This window comes from Antribacter sp. NEAU-D49 (assembly GCF_057158775.1).
Window position 1 is genome coordinate 1 of record NZ_JBXTSN010000035.1, and the last position, 22536, is coordinate 22536.

Sequence of the window (22536 nt, forward strand, 5' to 3'; positions counted from 1 at the left end):
GGGCGCGCGGAGCGTTCAACGTCGCGGCGGACGACCTGCTCCGGGGCGAGGACCTCGCCCGGATCGTCGACCACGGGCGGCTCGTCGCGGTGCCTCCCGCCGCGGTCCGAGCCGTCCTCGGCGTCGCCTACGACAGCCGGCTGGTGCGCTCCGACCCGGGCTGGCTGGACATGGCGATGACGGTCCCGGTGCTCGACACCGCGCGCGTCCGGACCGAGCTGGGGTGGGCGCCGCGGCGCACGGCCGCCGAGGCGGTCGAGGAGCTGCTCGACGGTATCGCGGTGGGACAAGGCCTCCGGTCCGCTCCGCTGCGCCCCGCCACTCCGCGGCCCGCCGGCTCGTCGGTGCTGCCGCTCCGCGACACCGGAGAGGTCCGGATCCCGGGCTCGATGGACCGGTACCTGTTGGGCCTCTACCTCTCCGACCACTTCACCGGCGCGACGGCGGGGCTCGAGCGCATGGAGCTCATGACCCGCACCTACCGCGACACCCCCTTCCACGCCGAGCTCGCCGAGGCGACCGAGCAGCTGCGCGGCGAGCGGGAGCTCTACCGAGACCTGCTCGACCGGCTCCGGGTGCCGCCGCGCCGCTACCGCACGGCGACGGCCTGGCTCGGCGAGAAGGCCGGACGGCTCAAGCTCAACGGCCGGCTCCTGCGGCGCTCACCGATGTCGGCGGTGCTGGAGGCCGAGCTCATGCGGTCGGCGGTGCTCGGCAAGATCGGCGGCTGGCAGACCCTGCGCGAGCACGCGGAGGACCTCGGGCTCGACCCGGCGCAGCTCGACGGGCTGATCGCCACGGCCCGCGCGCAGCTCGAGCTGCTCGACCGCTTCCACGAGTACGTGCGGCAGCGCGCCTTCCGCGAGGGCCGCTCGCTCGGGGCGGAGGACGCGGCGCGCTGAGTCCGGTCGTCAGGCCCGGAATCCGTTCACCTTGTGCGTGCCGTCGCACCAGGGCGGGATGGCGGTCCCGCCGCAGCGGCACAGCGCCACCGTCGCCCGGTGGCGGGCCACCGGCTCGCCGTCCGCCCCCACGATCGTGGCGGGGCCCCGCACCAGCAGCGGCCCGTCGGGGCAGGCGCGGACGGTGACCTCGGCCTCGCGCGGCGACGCGACGCCGTCGGGCCGACGGCACCTGGGGTCGGGGATGGTCATGCCGCCTCCCGGTGCTCGTCCTGGCGGGCCGACGACGGTCCTGTGGTCGCCCGGGCGCGCAGCTCGCCCTCCGGGTGGGCAGCGGTCCGCAGCCGTGCCCCCGCGTACGGGACACCGCCCCGGACACGCCATGCCAGCGCCGCCCACGCGCACACCGCCCGCTCGACCACCCAGACGGGCGCCCACAGTGCCGCCGACGGCGGGAACCGGCGGGCGCCCTGCGCACGCTGCCGCCCGGTCTCCGCCGCGGCGACCGCCGCTCCGGCCAGCAGGGCGCAGGCCGCCGCCCCGGCACGCCGCGCCCGCCCACGCCCGAGGACCGCGGCCGAGGCGGCCGTGCCGAGCGCAGGCAGCAGCGCGAGCTCGGCCGCGAGCCGCCCCGGCTGGGCGAACGAGTCGTAGGCCTGCCGTACACGCTGCTCGGTGAACTTCCGCACGGTGGGCGGCCGGCGCGGGACGTACACGTCCGGGGCGCGGAGGACCTGGCCTCCCCTGGCCCGAACGGTGCGCAGCAGCTCGAGATTCTCGAAGAGCACGCCCGCGTCGTAGCCGGCGGGCCCCAGGGCGGCGCGCCGGAAGGCGAGAGTGCCCGGGTAGTCGCCGCCGAACGCCCGGTTGACGAGCGAGCGGGCCGTGTCCCAGCGGGCCTGCCAGGGCAGGGAGTCGTAGACGTTCTGCGGCACCACGGCGTCCGCGACGTCGAGCAGGCCGACCACCCGGGCGAGCGTGGCGTCGTCGTACCGGACGTCGTCGTCGGCCACGACGACCCGGTCCTCGACGGTGGCAGCGAGCGCCGCCAGGACCCCGACGACCTTGCCGTTGGTGCCGGGCCCGGACGCCGGGACGGGCACGACCCGCGCGTGCTCTCCCCAGGCCCGCGTGTGCGCGGCACGCACGGCCGGTGGCGAGCCGTCGGCGACGACGACCGGAAGCACGGCCGCGACGCGGGCGAGGTAGGTGGCCAGGTCGGCGACGTCAGCGCGCACGACGTGCTGCCGTCGCAGCGGGAGGACGTACACGGCTCCGGGGATCATGGCGCGCCTCAGGCCGCGGCGGTCCGGTCGGCCGGGGCCGGCTGGGTGGGCGACCCGGGCGGGACGCGCAGCGCGGGCTCGCCGCGCTGCCACCGTTCGAGGACGTGCGCGGCGACGTCGCCCTCGACGGCGAGGCACACGGCGGCGCCCCACAGGACGTCGTCGCGCAGGTCCGGCTCCTCCTCGGCGAGGCGCCCGGCGAGGTCGCGGGCGGCGATCTGCTCGTGGACGGCGTCGGCCTCGACGTGCTCGTCGAAGTACCAGGTGGTGTCCTCGCTGTGGCCGAGGCGGCGGAACCCGTTGCTGTAGAGGCGGGACGGGATGGAGGAGGTCATCTCGAAGGCCGCGAGGTGGCCCACGACCGCGCCCCGCAGCCGCCGGTGCAGGCCCAGCAGCGACATGGTGTTGACCGCGACGAGTGACACGGCGGGGACCACGTCGACGTACCGGCCGTAGGCGTCGTCCAGCCCGACGCCGCGCATCGCCCGCGCGAACAGCTCGGCGTGCATGCGGCCGGGTGCTCCGCCGCCGTACTCGTCGGCCTGGATCTCGACGAGAGCGGCCTTGGGCGTGCCGGCGAGCCGGGGGATCGCCCAGGTGTGCGGGTCGGCCTCCTTGAGCTGGTAGACCGACTTGAGGGCGAGCAGCTCCCGCACCTGTTCGGCGTCCGCCTTCTTCGCGACGTAGCGGGACAGGCTCGGGCCGTCGTCCTCGGCGGCCAGCCGGAAGAGGCGGTCGGCGACGCCGACGGCGTCGGTGGTCTCGCACTCGGGGACGGGGACCCGCCGGCGCAGGGCGGCCTCGAACGGGCCCTCGACCCGGGCGCGGACGGCGAGGAGGTCAGGGTGCCACTCCCAGGTGTCGTCGACGCCGTCGAGGCCGCGGTAGTGCAGCTCGTACAGCGCGAGGAGGGCGAGCTGGACGTCGTCGGACAGGGCGGCCTCCGGGCCGTCGGGACCGTCGATCCCGGCGTCGTCCAGGGCGGCGGCGACGGGGGCGAGGCTCGCCGCGTCGGCCCGGGCCTGGCCGGGCGGGCCGGGCGGGCCGGCGAGCAGGACGTCGAGGAGCGCCTGGCTGACGGGTCCGCGGGGCTGGGGCACGGGCATGCGGCGCGACGGCGTGGGCTGGTCGGTCTGCGGCGTGGTCGTCATGAGGCCTCCCGGTCCTGCGAGAGAGCGCCACCTTCTCGACGCGCCTGCTTGTGACGTCATGCTGCGTCAGGACGGTGCCGCTCGCTCGGGATCGGGTGATGCCCGCGCCTCACCCCTGACCGCTCGGGGGCACGTTCTGGTTCAGGTGGAACACGTTCCGCGGGTCCACCGCGTCCTTCAGGGCCGTGAGCCGGGCCAGCTTGGCGGGCGGGTAGGCGCGGCCGACACCCGCGGCGCCGTCGTCCCCGAGCGTGTTGACGTAGGCGCCGCTCGCGAAGGGCTCCAGCGCGGAGGCGGCCGCGCGGGCTGCGGCGACCCGGGCCTCGTCGTCGGCCGGCTCGGTCCAGCGGACGGCGACCACGAGCTCGAAGGCCGCGTCGCGGTGGCTGAACGCCGTGGCGTCGTCGGGCACGTCGGCGATGGCGCCGCCGTACGACTGGAGGCTCGCGGCGACAGTGGGGTCGAGCGTGATCAGCCGCTCGAGCGCGGCGTCCGGCAGCGTGCGGAAGTAGTGGCCCTTCCAGTAGCGGCGGAACGTGTGCCCCTGCGGGGTGTCGTCGCGGGTCTGGAGCGCGAGGTAGCTCAGCTCCTCCACGCGCTGCTCGGCCGGCTCGCCCAGGGTGTCGAGCGTTCGGGCGTGCGCCCGCCCGGCCTCCGGGTCACCCACCCACACGAAGCCGAGGATCGCGGTGCCGCCCGCCACGTACGCCGTGTAGACGGCCTCGCGCGGCGCCCGGAGCGCCAGGTCGCGCCAGCGGGTCAGGGCGGGCAGGGCACCGTCGGCCGGGAAGTCGAGCTCGACGCTCAGCGCCTGCGAGCCCACCGGGTGCAGCCGGAACACGAACTCGGTGACCACGCCGAAGTTGCCGCCGCCCCCGCGCAGCCCCCAGTACAGGCCGGGATTCTCGTCGGAGGATGCGCGCACCACCTCGCCGTCGGCCGTGACCACCTCGAACGACTCCACGTTGTCGCACGCCAGGCCGCACTGCCGGCCCAGCCAGCCCATCCCGCCGCCGAGCGTCAGCCCGCCCACGCCGGTGTGCGAGACGTTGCCCGCGGTGGTCGCGAGCCCGTGCTCCTGCGCGGCCCGGTCCAGCGCGCCCAGGAGGGCGCCGCCCTGGACGCGCGCCAGGCGGGCCTCCGGGTCGACCTCGACCGCGCCCATCGGGGTCAGGTCGATCATGAGGCCTCCCTCGGGCACCCCGTGGCCGACGACGCTGTGGCCCCCGCACCGCACGCCCACCTCCAGGCCGTCGCGCCGGGCCAGCGCCAGCGCCGCGACGACGTCGTCCGTGCTGCGGCAGCGGGCGATGAGCGCCGGACGCCGGTCCACCATCGCGTTCCACACCTGGCGCGCCTCGTCGTAGCCCGCGTCCCCCGGCCGCAGGAACTCGGTCTCCAGGATCTCGGTGTCAGGCATGGTCCGCTCCTCCTCGTTCGGCGTGCTCCCCGAGGGGCAGACGGCCGGAGGCGGCGGAACTCATCGCGGGGGCGCCGCGACCCGCGATGCGAGCGGGCCGGGCCTGGGCCAGGCTCGTGGCCGTCCGCACGGCGCAGCCCGTGCCCGGCTGTCGAGGAGGCTCGCATGACGACCACCGCCGCCCGCCCCGCCCGCACCATCGAGCGGCTCGACCCGTCGACCGGAGGTCCCGGCCGGACCGTGGTCTGCGCCGACGCGGGCCAGGTCGACGCCGCGGTCCGCGCCGCACGGGCCGCGTTCCCCGGCTGGCGCGCGACTCCTCCCGCCGAGCGTGCGGGGCTGCTGCGGCAGGCCGCCGCAGCGGTGCGCGAGGCGGCGGACGAGCTCGGCGACCTGCTGTGCGCCACGACCGGTCGCCTGCTGCACGAGGCGCGCGAGTCTGCCGTCGTCGCCGCCGACCTGCTCGACGAGGCGGCCGTGACCGGCCTGGCCCGCGCGGGGCGGGTCCTGGCGGGCGACCCCGCGGCGCTCGACGTCGTCCGGCGCGAGCCACGCGGCGTCGTCGCCGTCCTCACGCCCTGGAACGACCCGTACCCTGCCGCGGCGGGCCTGCTCGCCGCAGCGCTCGTCACCGGGAACACCGTGGTGCACAAGCCGTCCGAGCGCAGCGACGCGCCGGGGGCGCTGCTCGCCGGGCTGGTCGCCGGGGCGCTGCCGCCCGGTGTCCTGTCGGTCGTCAGCGGGGACGCCGCGACCGGCCGGGCGATCGTGGAGCACGACGACGTCGCGCTGGTCGCCCACGTGGGGTCGACGGCGGCCGGGCGCTGGATCGCCGCGGCCACCGGCGCCCGTGGCGCCCGGGCACTGCTGGAGAACGGCGGCAAGGACCCGATCCTCGTCGACGCCGGCGTGGACCCGGCAGCCGCGGCCGCCCAGATCGCCACGGGCGCGTTCACGAACGCGGGCCAGCTCTGCACCGCCGTCGAGCGCGCGTACGTGGTCGAGGAGGTGGCCGACGCCGTCGTCGCGGAGCTCGCGCGCCTCGCCGAGGGCCTGGTCGTGGGCGACCCGGCCGACCCCGCCACCACGATGGGACCGCTCGTGGACGCCGAACAGCTCGCCGTCGTCGAGGCGCACGTGGCGGGGGCCGTAGAGGCCGGCGCCGAGGTGGTGACGGGCGGGCGCCGCCTCGACCGACCCGGCACGTTCTACGCCCCGACGGTGCTCGACCGCTGCCCCGAGGACGTCCCGCTCCTCAGGGACGAGACGTTCGGGCCGGTGGCGCCCGTGGTGCGCGTTGCGGACTTCGACGACGGGCTGCGCCGCGCCGCGACGTCGTCGTACGGCCTCGCCGCCACCGTGCTGACGCCGCGCCTCGACCACGCGCTGCGCGCCGCCGACGCGCTCGACGTCGGCACCGTCAAGATCAACGCCGTGTTCGGTGGCGCGCCCGGCGGGTCCGCCGACCCGCGCCGCGGGAGCGGTGGCGGCGCCGGCTACGGCCCGGACCTCCTCGACGAGCTGACGGTCCGCAAGGCGGTACACCTGGAGGGGTTCTGAACCGCGCCCTCGCCTAGCCTTGCCCGCATGGTGTCACCGCCGCGCGGCCTCAGATTCGGATCCGCCGCCGAGGACTACGAGAGGTTCCGGCCCGGCTACCCGGACGACCTGCCCGAGCTGCTGACCGCGCTCGCGGGCGGGCCCCTCTCGACCGCCGTCGAGGTGGGGGCCGGCACCGGCAAGGCGACCCGGGTCCTTGCCCGGGCGGGGATCGAGGTGGTCGCCGTCGAGCCCGACGCCGGCATGCTGGCGGTGCTCGTCCGGGAGTGTGCAGGGCTGCCGGTCCGGGCGGTGCTGTCCACGTTCGAGGCGCTCGACGTGGAACGGCTCAGCCCGGTCGACCTGCTGTTCGCCGCCGCGGCCTGGCACTGGACCGACCCGGCCGGCCGCCTCGACCGCGCCGCAGCGCTGCTGAGGCCGGGCGGGCTGTTCGCCTCCGTCGGCGGCCCGCTCGCGCTGGGCGACCTCGGCCTCGTCGCCGCCGAGGCGGACGCCGTCCGCTCCTGGCTGCCCGACGGCGCCGGCATCGCCGCCCCGTCCCCCGACGTCGACGGCATCGCGTGGCCGGGCAACGAGTTCCTGGCCGACGCCCGGTTCGGGGACGTGACCCAGCGGGTCCTCCGGCGTCGGCCGGTGATGGGACGCGACGCCTACCTGGGGCACCTCCACACCGTCTCCGCCTACCGCCTGCTCGCCGAGCCGGAGCGCGCCGCTGCACTCGCGGCGGTCGGCGCCGTGCTGCCCGACCGGTTCGAGGTGAACGCGGACCTGGTGCTGCACACGGCGCGGCGGGTGTGACGTGGTGCGTCGGTAGTCCGCCTCGAGAACGTCATCAGGCCGCGCTTCTCAGAGCCTGACACCACCTGATGGCGTTCTCGAAGCGTGCGCGGGGAGAGGGGGAGGCCCCCGAAACCCGTTGTCGAGCCTGCGCGCACCGTGCTACGTTCCGTCGCGGGAAACCGGTTTCCCACGCGGCGACAAGGAGACAGCACGTGCCCACCATCGCGATCCAGGCACCCCAGGCACCCGACGCGCTCGCGACCGAGGTCATCCAGGCCGCGATCGACGCGGCCTACGACGCCGGCGGCGGAACCGTCGTCGTGGCCGCGGGCGCGCACCGGGTCGGCTCGCTGCGGCTCCGCTCCTACGTCGAGCTCCACCTCGAGATGGGCGCCCGTCTGCAGTTCGTCGCCGACCCGGCCCTGTATCCGGTGGTCGACGCGCGCTGGGAGGGCGCCCCCGCCAGCATCTACGCGTCCTGCCTGTACGCGCACGGCGAGACCGACGTCGCGATCACCGGGTTCGGCGTCATCGACGGCGAGGGCGCGCCGTGGTGGGACGTCTTCCGCAACGACCGGGAGTCGCTCGCCTACCCGCGCCCCACGCTCGTGGGCCTCCACGAGTGCCGCCGGGTGACGGTCCGCGACGTCACGCTGCAGAACTCGCCGAGCTGGACGCTGCACCCGCTGCTCTGCGAGGACGTCACCATCCAGAACGTCCGGATCATCAACCCCGCCGACTCGCCCAACACGGACGGCATCGACCCCGAGTCGTGCAAGAACGTCCGGATCAGCGACTGCCACATCGACGTGGGCGACGACTGCATCGCCATCAAGGCCGGCACACAGGCCACCAGGGAGCGGGTCGCCTGCGAGAACATCACGATCACGAACTGCACCATGGTGCACGGCCACGGCGGCGTGGTCATCGGCTCGGAGATGAGCGGCGGAGTCCGCAACGTGGTCATCAGCAACTGCGTGTTCCAGGGCACCGACCGGGGCATCCGGGTCAAGTCGCGGCGCGGACGTGGCGGCGTCGTCGAGGACGTGCGGGTCACCAACGTGGTCATGGACCACGTGATGTGCCCCTTCGTGCTCAACGAGTACTACTTCTGCGGGCCCGGCGGCATGGACCCCATCGTCCACGACCGCACGCCGCAGCCGATCGACGACGGCACCCCGCTCTTCCGTCGCATCCACCTGGCGCACGTGACCGCCCGCAACGTCCACGCCGCGGCGGGCTACCTCTACGGGCTGCCGGAGCGCCCGCTGGAGGACGTCACCCTCGACGACGTCTCGATCTCCTACGCGGACGACGCCGTGCCCGGGTACCCCGCCATGGCGACCGGGGTCGACGAGGTAGCCCGCGCAGGCTTCCTCGTCGGATTCGCTGGTGACCTCCGGATGACGCGGGTGCGCGTGACCGGTTGCGAGGGTCCTGGCCTCCAGGTGGAGCAGTCCCCCGGCCTGCACCTGACGGACGTGACGGTCGACGGCGAGCGCCTCCACGTCTGAGGCGGCTCAGGGAGCCGGCTCGTAGGCGCCCGCGAACGTCCACCTCGGATCGGCCTGCTCCCCGAAGCCCTCGCCGCGCACCGTCAGCGTGCCGTCGGGACCGGCGTGCAGGCGGAGGCGGACGACCTCGAGCTCGTCGTCGACGCACCGCACCTCGACGTCGAGCGTGCGGGGCGCCACCCAGCCCGCGGCCACGACGACCGGGCGGGCCCTGGGTCCGAAAGGCTGGACGTGCGGCGCGCCCAGGCGCACCTCCAGCCGCCACTCGCCCGACGACGCCGCCACGACGCCCCCGTCCGCCGAGAGATCGACGTCGAGGACGGCGACCCAAGCGCCCGGCATGCGGGCCGAGTAGCGTCCGCGCACGTCGACGGCGTGCTCCGGCAGGTGCCGCGGGCAGGGCCAGGCGAGGGCACGGTGGCCGTCGTCGGCCGAGGACGCGCCCGGCCCCGCCACCGGGTCGACGAGGTGCCGGAACACCAGCCCGGCGAGCCGCTGGTCGCCGCTCTCGCACGTCAGCGAGTCGGCGGTGACGACGAGGGCAAGGCGCTGCTCCGGGTCGCAGTACACGATCTGGCCGCCCAGGCCGAACATGAGGTAGCCGCCGCGCTCCGGCAGCCACAGCTGGTAGCCGTAGCCGTCGCGGAACGGCGTCCCCCACGTCAGCGAGGCGGTGTCTGCCTGCACGGTCGTGGCCGCGCGCAGGTAGGCGGCGGGGAGCAGCGGCTCGCCGTCGTACACCCCGCCGTCGAGCAGGAGGTGGGCCAGGCGCAGCAGGTCCCGCGGGCGGCAGACGAGGCCGGAGCCGCCATGGCTGACGCCGTCGGGGCCGGGCAGGATCCGGAAGTCGTCGCCGAGGCCGAGCGGCGCGAGGCGGTGGCGCAGGTACCCGGCGAGCGTGGTCCCGGCGACGCGCTCGGCGAGGCCGGCCAGCACGTACGAGCCGCTCGTATCGTAGGTGAAGACCGCACCCGGCGGGAAGGCCGGCGGCACGCGGAACCACGACGCGAGCCAGTCGGTCTCGGACCGCTGGTACGTGGTCGCGGCGTGCGGTCCGAGCATCGCCAGCAGGTGCGCGACGGTGGTCTGGGCGAGCCAAGGATGCACCTCGCCGCGCTCAGGAAAGTAGCCGACGACCGGGTCGTCGAGCGACAGGCCACCCTCGTCCGCCAAGAGCCCCACGGCGAGGCCCGTCAAGGACTTGGTCACCGAATACATCCGGTGCGGGGTGTGCACCCCCAGCGGGGCAGACCCGGTGCTGAGCACCGGCTCGCCGTCGACGGTCAGCTCGACGCTGTGGAGGGCGATGCCGAGGGCCGTCGCCTCGCGGTCCAGGAGTTCCAGCGCGTCCATGAACAGGCCCTTCAGGTGTCCCACGGCGGCAAGGGTGGAGCCAGGGTAACCGGTTTCCCAGTCGTCGACCCGCACGGGAACCTCGTCCGGATCGGCGGGTTCCCGCGGTGGGACTGAGCAGCCCTGGCCGCGTCCCGTCGACTGTGGGTGGCACGGCATAGCGTCGCTCCATGAGCGAACCGCGACCGTTCACGCTGCACGTTCCCGACCGGGTGCTCGCCGACCTGCGGGACCGACTCGAGCGCGCCAGGATACTGGACGACTCGCCGCGGCGGCCGTCGTCCGGCCTGACCGCCACGTACCTGCGCGAGCTGGTCGAGGCGTGGATCGGCTGGGACTGGCGTGCGCGGGAGGCATGGCTGAACGGCCACCCGCAGTTCCTGGCCGAGGTCGGGGACGCCACGGTGCACTTCGCGCACCTCCGGTCGGCCGAGGCGGACGCGCCCGCGCTGCTCGTGATGCACGGCTGGCCCCACACCTTCGCCCTGCAGCTCGACTTCGCCGACCTGCTGCCCGACGTCCACGTCGTCGTCGCGAGCCTCCCCGGCTTCGCGTTCTCCTCGCCGTACCGCGCGGGCCAGATGTCCGAGAAGCGCCTGGCCGCCACGATGCACGCGCTCATGACCGAGGTGCTCGGCTATGACCGGTACCTCACCTACGGGGAGGACGTCACGGCGAACGTCAGCGACCTCATCGCCGCGCGCTATCCGCAGCACGTGGCCGGCATCGTGGCCACGCACGCCCACTTCCCCACGAGCGGCGAGCGCACCGGCCTCACCGACCCGGCCGAGCGGGCCTTCTTCGACGAGATCGCGGCCCGGCACGAGACCGACGGCGCCTACGGTCACGTCCAGGCCACCCGGCCCGACACCCTGGCCTCCGCCCTCAACGACTCCCCCGCGGGCCTCCTCGCCTGGCTCACCGAGAAGCTCGTCGAGTGGAGCGACACCCCGGCCGGCGACCCCCGGTGGGTGGAGCGGCGCATCTCGCGGGACAGGATCCTCACCGAGGCCACCATCTACTGGGTGACCCAGACGATCGGGTCGTCCTTCCGCCCGTACTACGAGGGCGCCGACCAGCCGGACCCGATCCCGCCCACGGCCGTGCCCGCCGCGGTCCTGGTGCAGCGCCACGAGGCGTCGTACCCCGAGTCGATCGCGCGCCGCCACTACCTCGACCTCCGCGTCTTCGACCGTCTGCCGGAGGGCGGGCACTTCACCGTCGCTGAGGTTCCCCAGGAGATGGCCCGCCGGGTGCGGGAGTTCCTGCGGTCGCTCAGCCGGGCGGGCTCTCCAGGGTGAGCTCCGTCAGCACGCAGCGGTCCTCGGCGCCCGTCCACGTCCCGCGCCGCGACAACGAGAACCCCGCCGACGCCGCGGCCCCGGCCACGAGCTCGTGCGACTCGAACGCGGCGTGGTTCGCCCGGTACGGGCGCGAGCTCACCACGCGAGGACCGCGTCCGCTCCCCCCGGGAGGCGCCGCGAACGTGGCGGTGACGACACGCCCGCCCGGCGCCAGCACGCGCGCCCACTCCGCGAACACGGCCACCGGGTCCTCGAAGAGGTGCAGCGCCGTGACGCAGGTGATCAGGTCGGCTGACCCGTCGGGCAGCCCGAGGGCGCTCGTGTCGCCGACCAGGAGGGTCGCGCCGGGCAGGTGCGCCCGCGCGACGGCGAGCATCCCGGGCGACAGGTCGACGCCGATCAGCCGCACGTCCGGCGCGACCCGCGCGCTCAGCGCCCGGAGCAGCAGGCCCGTCCCGGTCGCGACGTCGAGCACGACGCGGACGCCCGCGCCCGCCCCGGAGACCGCGCCCAGGCCCACGAACTGCGCGACGGCGACCGCGAGCTCGCGATGCATGACGCTCTCGTCGTAGGTGGCGGCCCGCTCGTCGAAGCTGGCGGCGACAGCGCTCACGTGCTCGGTGGACATGCGGGCAATCTAGACGGACCCTGGGACATCGTCGGCCTCACTCCCGTCCGGCGACGGCGAGGAGCCGGCGAACCGTGCCCAGCGTGCGGGTGGTCGCCGCGCCGGCGGTGAGCCGCTCCACCTCCACCGTCGGGCTCCCCGTCCCGGCAGACGTCTCCTTGGCCAGGCCGACGACGATCCCGTGCCGCTCGGCGACGAGGTGCACCGTGGCCCGGGAGCTGGTCCACGGGAGCGTCACGGGCAGCGGCCCGTCGTCGAAGATCGTGACCGTCTCCACCCAACGCGTGCCGCCCTCGTCCCGGACAGCGGCGGCGAGGGGGTCGCCACGCACGGCGTCGGCGAGCTCGTCGAGGGAGCGGACGAACGCGGCGTCGTCGTACCCCGAGGCTGCCGCGAGGAGACCCGCCGCCGCCTCCACGACGCGCCCCGGGTCGTCCGCGTCGAGGAGGACCGTCCCGTTGGACTGGAACGACCGCGCCGACCGCGCCCCCGCCGACAGGAGCGCTCCCTCCAGCTCCGACCGGCGCGGGCTGCGGCTCCGGGCCTGCCCGAGGTTCATGTTCCGGTAGAGCACCACGCTTCCGTAGGACACTTCGCGAGCATACGGAGCGGCGAGGCTCATGGACCGGATCGCGCAGTGGATCTTGGGCCCCCAGATGTTGCGTAGAGTCGGACCCATGCCCACGTTCAGCGCAGTCACCCGTGATCACGTCCTGACCGCCCTGCGCGAGCACGACCAGGTCGGCCCGGAGCAGTTCCAGTCCGAGCACGGGTTCGGTCCCTCGCGCGAGTACGTGATCTGGCACGACGGCCGCTCGTACGACTCGAAGGCGATCCTCGGCGTGGCCCACGGGTTCGCCACGGGCACTCCCGCGCAGGCGGAGGAGTTCGGCCCCGGACGCTCGGGAACCGCCCCGATCCTCGAAGCGCTCGGCTTCGACGTGCGCGCCGAGCTTCTCGACGCCAAGGCGGCCCTGCCCGTCGGCACCGTGGTTCCCGCCCGCGCCGTCAAGGCACCGGCGAAGCGTCCGGCCGTCAAGCGCGAGCCCGTCAAGCGCAAGGTGGTCCAGGAGCGCCCGGTCCACATCTGCCCCGGCTGCTTCCACCAGCTCCCCGCGATGGGCAACTGCGACAACTGCGCCTGAGCCGTTCGCCGCTCCCCCGGCTCGCGCCGGAGGTCAGAGGTCGAAGAGCGTCGGCTGCTCGAGGTAGACGCCCTCGGTCTCGAGCATCCGCAGCTTGGTGCGCGCGCCGCCCCGGGCGGAGAATCCGCCGATCTTCCTGCCGGCGGCCAGCACCCGGTGGCACGGCACGATGGGCGGGAACGGGTTGCGGCCGAGCGCCTGCCCCACCGCCTGCGCGGCCCCGGGCGCGCCGAGCCGGGCCGCGACCTCCCCGTAGGTGAGCGTCTGCCCCGGCGGGATCGCCAGCACCACCTCGTAGACCCGGCGGTCGAAGTCCGGCACGGCGCTCAGGTCCAGGCGTACCCCGGCCAGGTCCCCGGTCCCCTGGGCCAGCAGCTCCGCGACCTGCGCAGCCGCGTCGGCGACGGGCGCCGGAGGCGCCGTCTCCACCGCCCCCGGGTACCACCGCCGTACCGCCTGCCGCACCTGGCCCTCGCCGCCCTGCGGCAGGGTCGAGCCGACGACGGCTCCCCTCTCGTCCCACACCAGCGCACAGTGCCCGATCACCGTCGGGAACACGACGAACGCGAGAGACTGGCCGGCACGGTTCACGGGCACCACGGTACGGCGACCCACCGACACCCCCGGACGACGTCCCCGCCGTGGAAGGATCCGGCCATGGTGCGCTACCCCCGCTTCCTCCAGCCCGGTGACCGGATCGGCGTCACGTCGCCCTCGTCCGGAGTTCCGGCCCGCCTCCGTGGTCGGCTCGACGTCGCCGTCGCGTGGCTGCGGGATCACGGTGCCGACGTCGAGGTCGGCGACTGCATGGACGGCTCCTCGCACGTGAGCGCTCCGGCCGAAGCCCGCGCCGACGAGCTGATGCGCATGCTCCTGGACCCCTCGATCCGAGCCGTCGTGCCGCCGTGGGGCGGCGAGACGGCGATCGACCTGGTCCCGCTCCTCGACTTCGACGCCCTGCGCGACGCGGAGCCCACGTGGGTGGTCGGCTACTCGGACATCTCGACGCTCCTGGTGCCGCTGACGTTGCTCTCCGGTTGGGCCACCGTGCACGGCGACAACCTCATGGAGACACCGTACGAACCAGCCACCGGCCTGCTCCACTGGTTCGACCTCGTCTCCGGGTACGACGACGAGGGCGGCCCCGCGAGCCTGTTCCGGCAGGCGCCTCCCGGCGTGCACCGGGCGAACGACTGGGACCGTTGGGAGGACGACGCGACTCCCACCCGGCACCACTGGAACGGGACGGGCAGCTGGCGGCGCCTCGACAGCGGCTCCGGGGACGTCGACGTCTCGGGCCGCCTGATCGGCGGGTGCATCGAGACCCTGCGCCACCTGGCCGGAACCCGCTTCGCCGATCCGGCGCCGCTGCGGGGCCCTGGCGGCGACGAGCCGCTCGTCGTCTACGTCGAGGCGTGTGAGGACGACGCCTTCTCGATCTGCCGTTCGCTGCACGGCATGCGCCTCAACGGCTTCTTCGACGGCGCCGCCGCGGTCCTCGTGGGGCGCACGACCGCTCCCGGCTCCCCCACCCTCACCCAGGACGAGGCAGTCCTGGACGCGCTCGGAACCCTGGGTGTCCCGGTGATCGCCGACGTCGACTGCGGCCACGTCCCGCCGCACATGATCCTCGTCAACGGCGCCCGCGCCCGCCTGGTCCACAACACGCACACGTCGTTCCTGGAGCAGCAGCTGACCTGATGCACGCCAGACTGCTTCCAGGTCCGCGAAGCGGCCCTTAGGCGGTCCTGGAGGCAGTCTGGCGCGCACCCGGCGTCATGGCAGCACCGCGGTGTGCGGCGCGGCCAGAGCAAGCAGTACCACGCAGACCACGGCGACCCCCATGCTCAGGCCGAAGGGCGCCCGGCTGCGCGGCCGGGTCAGGGCCACCACACCCGCGGCGAGTGCCAGGCCCGCGGCTGCCGCCCCGCCGGCCCAGGCGGCAGGCCGAGGCGCACCGGGCGGCCCGGCGACCACCACGGCGGCCGCGACGACCAGCAGCACCGGGGCGAGCACGCCGGACGCGCGCCGACCGAGCCGGTGGGGCAGCCCTCGGACGCCCGTCGCGGCGTCGTCGTCCAGGTCAGGCAGCGTGTTGGCGACGTGCGCCCCGACGCCGAGGAGCGCCGCCGCCGCGACCGCCCAGCCCGCCGGGACCCGCGGGCCGGGCGCGGAGAGCACGACGAAGACGGCCAGCAGCCCGAACGACAGCGCATAGGGCAGCCAGGACCACACCGTCGTCTTGAGCAGGGCGTTGTACGCCCACGCCCCTGCCACAGCGACGACGTGAGCGGTCCCGGGCACCACGCCGAGAGCCAACGAGGCCACGACACACACCCCGGCAGCCAAGAACGCCGCTCCGCGCAACGTGCGTGCGGTGACCAGCCCCGCGACCACGGGCTTGTCGGTGCGGCCCACGGCGACGTCGCGCGGGGCGTCGATCCAGTCGTTCGACCAGCCGACGGAGAGCTGGCCGGTGCCCACCGCCACCGCGACGAGCGCGACGACATGGGAACCGGAGCCCAGGGCCGCGGCGAGCGCTGCCGCCAGGCCGGTCACGACCGCAGCCGGGGCGGCGTGGCTGGCGAGCACCAGACCACGGGTCAGGCGGCGTACCTCGGTACCGGGGACCATGCTCGCAACGCTAGCCCGGACGAGTCCCCCGCGCGGGTGGCCGGGTCCTGGGCCACGATGCTGAGATGTCGCGCGTCGTGGCCGTCGAGCCGGTCCTGCCCCAGCACGTGTACGCCCAGGAGGCGATCACCGCGGCGGTGGGACCGCTGGTGGCACCCGACCCGGGCCGGACGGCGCTGCTGGGCCGCCTGCATGCGAGCGCCGGCGTGGACCGGCGTCACCTGGTGCTGCCGCTGGAGGAGTACGCGGAGCTCGGGTCGCTGGGGGCGGCCAACGCGGTCTTCGTCCGCGAGGCCGCCGTGCTGGCCGAGGAGGCCTGCCGGCGGGCCCTGGACGCGGCGGGGCTCGTCGCGTCGGACGTCGACCATGTGTTCGCCACCTCCGTGACGGGAATCGCCGCGCCGTCGCTGGACGTGCTGCTCGCCGAGCGGCTCGGGCTGCGCAGCGACGTGCGGCGGACGCCGTCGTTCGGCCTGGGCTGTGCGGGTGGGGCCGGCGGGCTGGCGCGCGTGCACGACCACCTGCTGGGCCGCCCCCGCGACGTGTCGCTCCTGGTGTCCGCGGAGCTGTGCTCCCTCACCCTCCAGCACGGTGACGACTCGACGGCGAACATGGTGGCCAGCGGCTTGTTCGGCGACGGGGCGGCCGCTGCCGTCGTGGTGGGGGCGATGCACCCGCTGGCGCGGCCGACGTCGGCTCCCGAGCGGCCCGCGGCAGGCCGCCTGCGGCGCACGGCGAGGGTGCTCGACACCCGATCGCGGCTGTACCCGGGCACCACGGGAGCCCTGGGCTGGGAGGTGCGCGACACGGGGTTCGCGATCGTCCTCTCCGCGGGCCTGCCCGACCTGCTGCGCGCGCACCTGCTCGCCGACGTCAAGGACCTGCTGACCGAGCACGGGCTGACACCTTCCGACGTGCCCACATGGGTGGTGCACGCGGGCGGGCCGCGGGTGATCGACGCGGTACGGGACGCCCTGGGGCTGCCCGAGGACACGGTCCGCGAGAGCCGCGCGAGCCTTGCCGAGGCGGGCAACCTCTCGTCGGCGTCCGTCCTCGACGTGCTCGCCCGGACGCTCGCCCGGTCCGAGGCCCCGCCAGGGTCTCCGGCCGTGCTCATGGCGTTCGGCCCTGGAGTGTCGTGCGAGCTGGTGCTGCTGCAGCTGGAGGGCCGCTGAGATGCTCGGTCTCTACATCACGCTGGTCGCCGCCACGGGAGTCGAGCGCCTCGTCGAGCTGGTGGTGTCGGCCCGCAACGCGCGGTGGTCGTTCGCTCGCGGCGGCGTCGAGTCGGGGCGGGGACACTTCCCCGCGATGGTGGCCCTGCACACCGGGCTCCTCGTGGCCTGCGTGGCCGAGGCAGTGCTCGCCGGACGGCCGTTCCTGCCGTGGCTCGGCTGGCCCATGCTCGCCGTCGTGGTGGCGAGCCAGGTACTGCGGTGGTGGTGCGTGACGACGCTGGGGCGTCGCTGGAACACCCGGATCATCGTGGTTCCGGACCTGCCGCTGGTCTCCGCCGGCCCCTACCGGTGGATGCGGCACCCCAACTACGTGGCGGTGGTGGCGGAGGGGGTGGCCCTCCCGCTGGTGCACACCTGCTGGGTGACGGCCGTCGGGTTCACGGTGCTGAACCTGGTGCTCCTCGCCCGGTTCCGTATCCCGGCCGAGGAGCGGGCGCTCCGCCGGGCCGCGACGGGAACGCCCACGACGGCATGACTGCCCGGGCCGTGGACGCCGACGTCGTGGTGGTGGGCGCCGGACCGGTCGGCCTGGCTGCGGCGCTGCACGCCCGGGCTGCCGGGCTCGGCGTCCTGGTCGTCGACCGGCGGGCCGGCATCCTCGACAAGGCCTGCGGCGAGGGCCTCCTCCCCGGCGCCCTGCGGGCGGTGCAGGCCCTCGGGGCCGACCCTCCGGGCCACCCGCTCACCGGCATCAGCTACCGGACGGCCGACGGGCACGCCGACCATCGGTTCGCCGCCGGGTCGGGTCGAGGGGTCCGGCGCACCGTGCTGCACGCGGCCTTGCGGCAGCGCGCCGCGGACTCCGGCGTGACGCTCCTGCACGGCAGGGTCACCGGCCTGCGGCAGGACACCGCAGGCGTGGACGTCGAGATGGTCCCCGGGCGGGAGCCCGGTGGCCTCGACGACGCCGGCTCCGGCGGCAGAGCGCCGCTCGCCCTGCGCGCGGGCTGGGTGCTCGGGTGCGACGGCCTGCACTCCGCGGTGCGGCGGCTGGGGGGCCTCGACGTCGGGCCGCGGGCAGGCGACGGGAGGGGGCGCGACGGCCGGACCCGCGACCGGTACGGCCTGCGCCGCCACTTCGACGTGGCGCCGTGGACGGACCTCGTCGAGGTCCACTGGGCCCCCGGCGCGGAGGCCTACGTCACGCCCGTCGCCGCCGACGTCGTCGGCGTCGCGCTGCTCGGCGTCCGGCCGACGGCGGCCGCCGCGGGAGCCGGGTTCGACGCCTACCTGCGCTCGCAGTTCCCGGAGCTGAGCGCACGGCTCGCCTCGGCGTCGGGCTCCGGGCCGCTGCTCGGTGCCGGTCCCCTCCGGGTCCGGTCGCGGCGCCGCACGGCAGGCCGGGTGCGGCTCGTGGGCGACGCGTCGGGCTACGTCGACGCGCTGACGGGCGAGGGGGTACGGGTGGGCCTCGCCCAGGCCGAGGCCGCCGTCCGGCACCTCGATGACGCCGCCGCGTACGAGCGCGCGTGGCGCACGGTCACGCGCGACTATCGCGCGCTCACGACCGGGCTGCTCGCCTGGGCGTCGAGCCCCGCCCGCGGGGCGATCGTGCCCGCGGCGTCGCGGGCACCGTGGCTCTACGGCGCCGTGGTCGAGCGGCTCGCACGCTGACCCCTCGTCGATGGTCAAGAAACGTTTGGTCAATGGTCAGAACAGCCCATGTTTCCGTTCACCGGTGACCCATAGCCTCGTCGTACCGGTACCGCCCACAGAACGGAGAGCACGTTGACCACCACCACGCTCGTCAGATCGATCTCCACGCGCTGGCTGCTCGCAGCGCTGGCCGCCGTCGCCCTCACGCTCGCCATGACCCCGTCGCCGGCCTCGGCCGACGTCAGCATCCAGCTGAGCGGGCACAAGTCCCCGTTCAACTGCGGCAAGACCTTCTACGCCAACAACTGGACCGGCGGGCACAACCCGTCCGGCTCGATCGACTGGCAGTCCTACGGCAGCGACGCCATCAACGGTGAGACCGTCCGCGCCACGGCCGGCGGCACCGCGACCTTCCGGGACGCAGGCGGCACCAGCTACGGCAAGTGGGTCGAGATCGTCCACAGCGACGGCACCCGGACCCGCTACGCCCACCTCGCCACGATGGTCCGCGCGGCGGGCGGCAGCATGTCCGTCAGCCAGGGCACCGTGATCGGGACCGTCGGCTCCACCGGCGGCTCGAGCGCTCCGCACCTCCACTACGAGCAGCGCAACGCCTCCGGCACCGTCGACACCAGCCCGACCGTCGACGGTGTGACCGTGTCGCTCGGCCAGAAGAAGGCCGTCACGAGCACGAACGCGTGCGGCTCGGCCAACCCGTACACGCCCGGCGAGGTCTGCGGGAGCGGCTTCACGCAGATCGACTCGGCGGCGCTCGGCACGGCCGGCCGCGTCTACCTCATGTACAACGCCAGCACCGGCAACAACTGCGTGGTCACGCTGAAGTCGACCAACATCGGCACGCCGTCGGCGGTGTCCGCGTTCCTCGAGCCGCAGGGCTCGACCCGCACCACCGACTCGGGGAGCTTCGAGTACTACGCCGGCCCGGTCAAGCGGTCGGCGCCGAGCACCTGCGTCAGGTGGGGCGGCTCGGTCGGCAGCTCCAGCTACACCAGCCCGTTCGAGCACTGCGGCTGACGGAGCGACGACGACGGAGCGGGCCCCCGGTTCTCGGACCCGGGGGCCCGTTCGCGTGGCCGAGCCCGTACCGGCGCGGTATCACGGCGTCGCCGAGCACACTCGGGCGCACACACCTAGAGTGCGCCTCATGGCACCTGTCCTCTATGAGATCGCCGTCGGCGGGCGAGTCGTACACGTGAACCACTGGCCCGGCTACGGAAAGACGCCCCGCCTCTTCGTCCGGCTGCCCGACGGACTGCAGCTCGGCTACTGGTGCCTCGTCGAGGATCGCCCCGTCGCGGTACCGCCCCACGGCTCGGTGGAGCACGAGCCACTCATCACGGAGGTCGCGGCGGCGTGGAGGGCAGCCAAGGAGGCTGGGGCCCTCCAGCGCGTACGGGTCGTCGAGCCGGCCCAGGAGCCCGTCGAGCCGTCCCCGGGGCCCGCGGACGTCGCGAGCGTTCCCGAACCGGTCGCACCTCCTGCCGGACGTGACATCGCCCTGAACCGGCCCGGGCACAGCCTGGTCCGCAAGCTCGCCGACGACCGGCGCGGACGATCACGGCTCCAGAACGTCGTGCGTGCCCTGACCGGCGCCGAGCGGCGCGAGTCGTGGCACGTCGGTCTGGTCGGCGAGCGCATCGTCGGCAAGGAGCTCGACCGGCTCGTCCGCAAGGACCCGCGGTGGCGGGTGCTCCACTCGGTGCCCGACCCGGTCGACCCCAATCCGGACAAGGACATCGACCACCTGGTGATCGGTCCGACCGGGGTCTTCACGATCAACACCAAGCGCCACCCGGGCAAGAATGTCTGGGTCGGGAGGACGCACGGCGGGACGGGTCAGGGCAGCCCGATCGTGGAGCGCGCTCGCACCGAGGCCAGACGGGCATCGGGGACGCTCAAGGGCGGCACGGGAATCCGGGTCGTAGCGCAGCCGATCCTGGTCTTCGTGGGCGTCACCTCCATCACGACGAAGGAGACCGATCCCGACGAGCCAGTCGCGGCCCTCGCCCCGCGCGAGCTCGTGGAGTGGCTCCAGGAGTATCCCGGTCGGGAGATCCGCGAGTTCGACGTCGACGCGCTCTTCGCCCACGCCCGCCGCGAGTCCACCTGGACAGGAGCCGCTCCGGCCTGACCGCCGCCTCCCCGAAGGGACCGTCCTCGTGTCGTCCGGCCGGGAGACCTGCGGAGATGTCCTCGCGCGCTACGGTCGTGCTGCGCGCTCTCGCCTCGGACGCGCACCTCCGACGAAAGGTGCCTCATGAGCTTCACGTACCCCAAGGGAACCCGCGGGAGACGCATCCCGGGATGGGTCTTCCGCTGGGGAAACAAGCTGCTCGCGCCCCGCGCGCGGCGGTCGGCCAGGCCGATGATGGGCATGAACATCCTGGTGCTGACGACCGTCGGCCGGAAGACGGGCGAGAAGAGGGTGTCGCCCCTCGCCTGGTTCCCGGACCCGTCCGGCGCGTGGCTGGTCGTCGCATCGGTGGGCGGCTCCCCCACCAACCCGGGCTGGTACCACAACCTCGCCGCGCACCCGGACCAGGTCACGGTCGAGCTCGGCGGCCGCGCGGTCGACGTGGTCGCCGAGGAGCTCCAGGGCGCGGAGCGCGAGGAGGCCTGGGCACGGATCATCGCCGAGTCCAAGCAGTTCGCCGACTACCAGGAGAAGACCGACCGGAGGCTGCCGGTCATCCGGCTGAAGCCGAAGAACTGAGCGCCGCGCCGCCGCCCGGCCCCGCCCCGCGCCGCACCGAACTACCGATCACGCGACAGGCCGCGCACGGGCATACAGGGAGCCCCCGGACGATGCCCGCGTGGCATCCTTGGCGCGTGAGCCTGACGCACCGCCACCTCGTCCTGCCGCCTCCGGTCGTCTGACCGGAGCGCGTCGAGCGGCCCCTCCGCGGCAGCAGCCGCGGTAGCGCGGCCGCGGCCTGGCGTGCCCCGGGAACGGTGTCCTCGTCCCGGTCTCACCCTGGAGCTCTCATGCCTCTCTCCTCCCCTGCCCGCACGGGCGCCCTCACCAGCCCCCGCGCCACGGCACGCACCGGCCTCCTGCAGGTCTGCGCCGCCGGTGTCCTCTGGGGAACAGGCGGCCTCGCCGTCCAGCTCGTCCGCGAGCACGTGCCCCTCTCCGTCCTGACGGTCAGCGCGTACCGCACGCTCCTCGCCGCGGCCGTCCTCGTCGTCGCCGTGGCCGTGACCCGCCGCCGGCTGGCCACGGTCACCGTCGCCCGGGAACGGCCCGTCGCCGTGGTCGTGGTCGGCGTGGGCACGGCCGCGTACCAGGCGCTGTACCTCGGCGCCGTCGTCTCGGCGGGCGTCTCGGTAGCCACGGTCGTGTCGCTGGGCGTCGCGCCCGTGCTGCTCACCGCCGCCGAGGCGGTCCGCGGACGGCGGTCCGGCATGCGCCCGGGCCTCACCCAGCTTGTCGCGGTCGCGCTCGCCGTGGTGGGGCTGGTCCTGGTCGCCACGTCCGACGTCGGCCCGGCAGCCCCGCGCCCCCTCCTCGGCCTCGGGCTCGCCCTGGCGTCGGGCACCGTCTACGCGGTGACGGTCGCGGTGGCGGGCCGGCTCGCGCGGGCGGGCGACCCGCTCCTGGTGACGACGGCGACCACGGCGGCCGGTGCCGTGGTCGCCGTGCCGCTGGTGGCCGTCGCCGACCTGTCGGGGATGCTCGGCGCGCTGACGACCGTCCCGGGCGCGCTGGGCCTGGTCTACCTCGGCGTCTTCACGATGGCTCTCGCGTACGCCCTGTTCAACGCCGGCTTGCGCACCACGCCGGGCAGCGCGGCGGCGGTCGCGACGCTCCTCGAGCCGGTGACGGCCGCTGTGGCCGCGGCGGTCGTGCTCGGCGAGCGCCTCACCGTGCCGGGGATCGCGGGGACCGTCGTCATCCTCGGGACGATCGGGCTGCTGTCGACCGCCCCGCGCACTCCAGTCGTGTGACCGGTAGTTCGGGGGGGGGGGGGGGGGGGGGGCGGGCCGGCCGACACCCCCACCAC

General features: G+C 74.9%; 22 protein-coding genes and 1 pseudogene. 14 read left to right on the forward strand and 9 right to left on the reverse strand.

Annotated elements, in window-relative coordinates:
* Positions 1-902: pseudogene (locus tag AC060K_RS20540) on the forward strand (NAD-dependent epimerase/dehydratase family protein); the annotation flags it as partial.
* A gap of 9 nt (positions 903-911) precedes the next feature.
* Here the strand turns inward: AC060K_RS20540 and AC060K_RS20545 are convergent.
* From AC060K_RS20545 to AC060K_RS20560, 4 genes are all read right to left on the reverse strand, one after another.
* The gene (locus tag AC060K_RS20545) at positions 912-1154 is read right to left on the reverse strand and encodes a CDGSH iron-sulfur domain-containing protein (protein ID WP_483766018.1); all 243 of its coding nucleotides are present in this window, start codon (positions 1152-1154) and stop codon (positions 912-914) included.
* Positions 1151-2188 (reverse strand): glycosyltransferase family 2 protein, encoded by a 1038-nt coding sequence (locus tag AC060K_RS20550; RefSeq protein ID WP_483766019.1) that lies wholly within the window; start codon positions 2186-2188, stop codon positions 1151-1153. Before AC060K_RS20550 ends, AC060K_RS20545 begins: the two co-directional genes overlap by 4 nt.
* Before the next feature lie 8 nt (positions 2189-2196).
* Positions 2197-3339, reverse strand: coding sequence for an iron-containing redox enzyme family protein (locus tag AC060K_RS20555; RefSeq protein ID WP_483766020.1), 1143 nt, complete (start codon positions 3337-3339; stop codon positions 2197-2199).
* A gap of 109 nt (positions 3340-3448) precedes the next feature.
* Positions 3449-4759, reverse strand: a complete 1311-nt coding sequence (locus AC060K_RS20560; RefSeq protein ID WP_483766021.1) for an FAD-binding oxidoreductase — start codon at positions 4757-4759, stop codon at positions 3449-3451.
* A gap of 165 nt (positions 4760-4924) precedes the next feature.
* Here AC060K_RS20560 and AC060K_RS20565 point away from each other — a divergent pair, with 165 nt between their 5' ends.
* From AC060K_RS20565 to AC060K_RS20575, 3 genes are all read left to right on the forward strand, one after another.
* The gene (locus AC060K_RS20565) at positions 4925-6319 is read left to right on the forward strand and encodes an aldehyde dehydrogenase family protein (RefSeq protein WP_483766022.1); all 1395 of its coding nucleotides are present in this window, start codon (positions 4925-4927) and stop codon (positions 6317-6319) included.
* A gap of 27 nt (positions 6320-6346) precedes the next feature.
* Positions 6347-7117 (forward strand): class I SAM-dependent methyltransferase, encoded by a 771-nt coding sequence (locus AC060K_RS20570; RefSeq protein WP_483766023.1) that lies wholly within the window; start codon positions 6347-6349, stop codon positions 7115-7117.
* Between the two features lie 194 nt (positions 7118-7311).
* Positions 7312-8613 (forward strand): glycoside hydrolase family 28 protein, encoded by a 1302-nt coding sequence (locus tag AC060K_RS20575; RefSeq protein WP_483766024.1) that lies wholly within the window; start codon positions 7312-7314, stop codon positions 8611-8613.
* 6 nt (positions 8614-8619) lie between these two features.
* Here the strand turns inward: AC060K_RS20575 and AC060K_RS20580 are convergent, their stop codons facing one another.
* Positions 8620-9990, reverse strand: coding sequence for a serine hydrolase domain-containing protein (locus AC060K_RS20580; RefSeq protein WP_483766025.1), 1371 nt, complete (start codon positions 9988-9990; stop codon positions 8620-8622).
* A gap of 146 nt (positions 9991-10136) precedes the next feature.
* Here AC060K_RS20580 and AC060K_RS20585 point away from each other — a divergent pair, with 146 nt between their 5' ends.
* On the forward strand, positions 10137-11267 hold the full coding sequence (locus tag AC060K_RS20585; protein WP_483766026.1) for an epoxide hydrolase family protein: 1131 nt from the start codon (positions 10137-10139) through the stop codon (positions 11265-11267).
* Here the strand turns inward: AC060K_RS20585 and AC060K_RS20590 are convergent.
* The gene (locus AC060K_RS20590) at positions 11242-11898 is read right to left on the reverse strand and encodes a class I SAM-dependent methyltransferase (RefSeq protein ID WP_483766027.1); all 657 of its coding nucleotides are present in this window, start codon (positions 11896-11898) and stop codon (positions 11242-11244) included. The genes AC060K_RS20585 and AC060K_RS20590 overlap by 26 nt on opposite strands.
* A 37-nt stretch (positions 11899-11935) precedes the next feature.
* Positions 11936-12490: a DUF1697 domain-containing protein gene (locus AC060K_RS20595; protein WP_483766028.1), complete on the reverse strand. Its 555-nt coding sequence runs from the start codon at positions 12488-12490 to the stop codon at positions 11936-11938.
* 85 nt (positions 12491-12575) lie between these two features.
* Here AC060K_RS20595 and AC060K_RS20600 point away from each other — a divergent pair, with 85 nt between their 5' ends.
* Positions 12576-13043: a ScoMcrA-related endonuclease gene (locus tag AC060K_RS20600; protein ID WP_483766029.1), complete on the forward strand. Its 468-nt coding sequence runs from the start codon at positions 12576-12578 to the stop codon at positions 13041-13043.
* A gap of 33 nt (positions 13044-13076) precedes the next feature.
* Here the strand turns inward: AC060K_RS20600 and AC060K_RS20605 are convergent, their stop codons facing one another.
* The gene (locus AC060K_RS20605) at positions 13077-13634 is read right to left on the reverse strand and encodes a methylated-DNA--[protein]-cysteine S-methyltransferase (RefSeq protein WP_483766030.1); all 558 of its coding nucleotides are present in this window, start codon (positions 13632-13634) and stop codon (positions 13077-13079) included.
* Positions 13635-13700: 66 nt separating this feature from the next.
* Here AC060K_RS20605 and AC060K_RS20610 point away from each other — a divergent pair, with 66 nt between their 5' ends.
* Positions 13701-14744, forward strand: coding sequence for a S66 family peptidase (locus AC060K_RS20610; protein ID WP_483766031.1), 1044 nt, complete (start codon positions 13701-13703; stop codon positions 14742-14744).
* A 75-nt stretch (positions 14745-14819) separates the two neighbouring features.
* Here AC060K_RS20610 and AC060K_RS20615 read toward each other — a convergent pair whose 3' ends face one another.
* Positions 14820-15677 (reverse strand): UbiA family prenyltransferase, encoded by an 858-nt coding sequence (locus AC060K_RS20615; RefSeq protein ID WP_483766032.1) that lies wholly within the window; start codon positions 15675-15677, stop codon positions 14820-14822.
* Between the two features lie 65 nt (positions 15678-15742).
* On the opposite strand from AC060K_RS20615, the gene AC060K_RS20620 reads away from it, so the two are divergent.
* The 7 genes from AC060K_RS20620 (at position 15743) to AC060K_RS20650 (ending at position 22480) form a co-directional block, all read left to right on the forward strand.
* Complete coding sequence (locus tag AC060K_RS20620) at positions 15743-16852, forward strand: type III polyketide synthase (RefSeq protein ID WP_483766033.1); 1110 nt, start codon at positions 15743-15745, stop codon at positions 16850-16852.
* A 1-nt stretch (position 16853) separates the two neighbouring features.
* Positions 16854-17390: an isoprenylcysteine carboxyl methyltransferase family protein gene (locus AC060K_RS20625; RefSeq protein WP_483766034.1), complete on the forward strand. Its 537-nt coding sequence runs from the start codon at positions 16854-16856 to the stop codon at positions 17388-17390.
* Positions 17387-18529 (forward strand): NAD(P)/FAD-dependent oxidoreductase, encoded by a 1143-nt coding sequence (locus AC060K_RS20630; RefSeq protein WP_483766035.1) that lies wholly within the window; start codon positions 17387-17389, stop codon positions 18527-18529. Before AC060K_RS20625 ends, AC060K_RS20630 begins: the two co-directional genes overlap by 4 nt.
* A 114-nt stretch (positions 18530-18643) precedes the next feature.
* Positions 18644-19546, forward strand: a complete 903-nt coding sequence (locus AC060K_RS20635) for a M23 family metallopeptidase (protein ID WP_483766036.1) — start codon at positions 18644-18646, stop codon at positions 19544-19546.
* A 130-nt stretch (positions 19547-19676) separates the two neighbouring features.
* Positions 19677-20663: a nuclease-related domain-containing protein gene (locus AC060K_RS20640; protein ID WP_483766037.1), complete on the forward strand. Its 987-nt coding sequence runs from the start codon at positions 19677-19679 to the stop codon at positions 20661-20663.
* 126 nt (positions 20664-20789) lie between these two features.
* A complete protein-coding gene (locus AC060K_RS20645; RefSeq protein WP_483766038.1) occupies positions 20790-21245 on the forward strand; it encodes a nitroreductase/quinone reductase family protein in 456 nt (151 codons plus the stop codon).
* A gap of 272 nt (positions 21246-21517) precedes the next feature.
* Complete coding sequence (locus AC060K_RS20650) at positions 21518-22480, forward strand: DMT family transporter (protein ID WP_483766039.1); 963 nt, start codon at positions 21518-21520, stop codon at positions 22478-22480.
* Positions 22481-22536 lie beyond the last annotated feature (56 nt).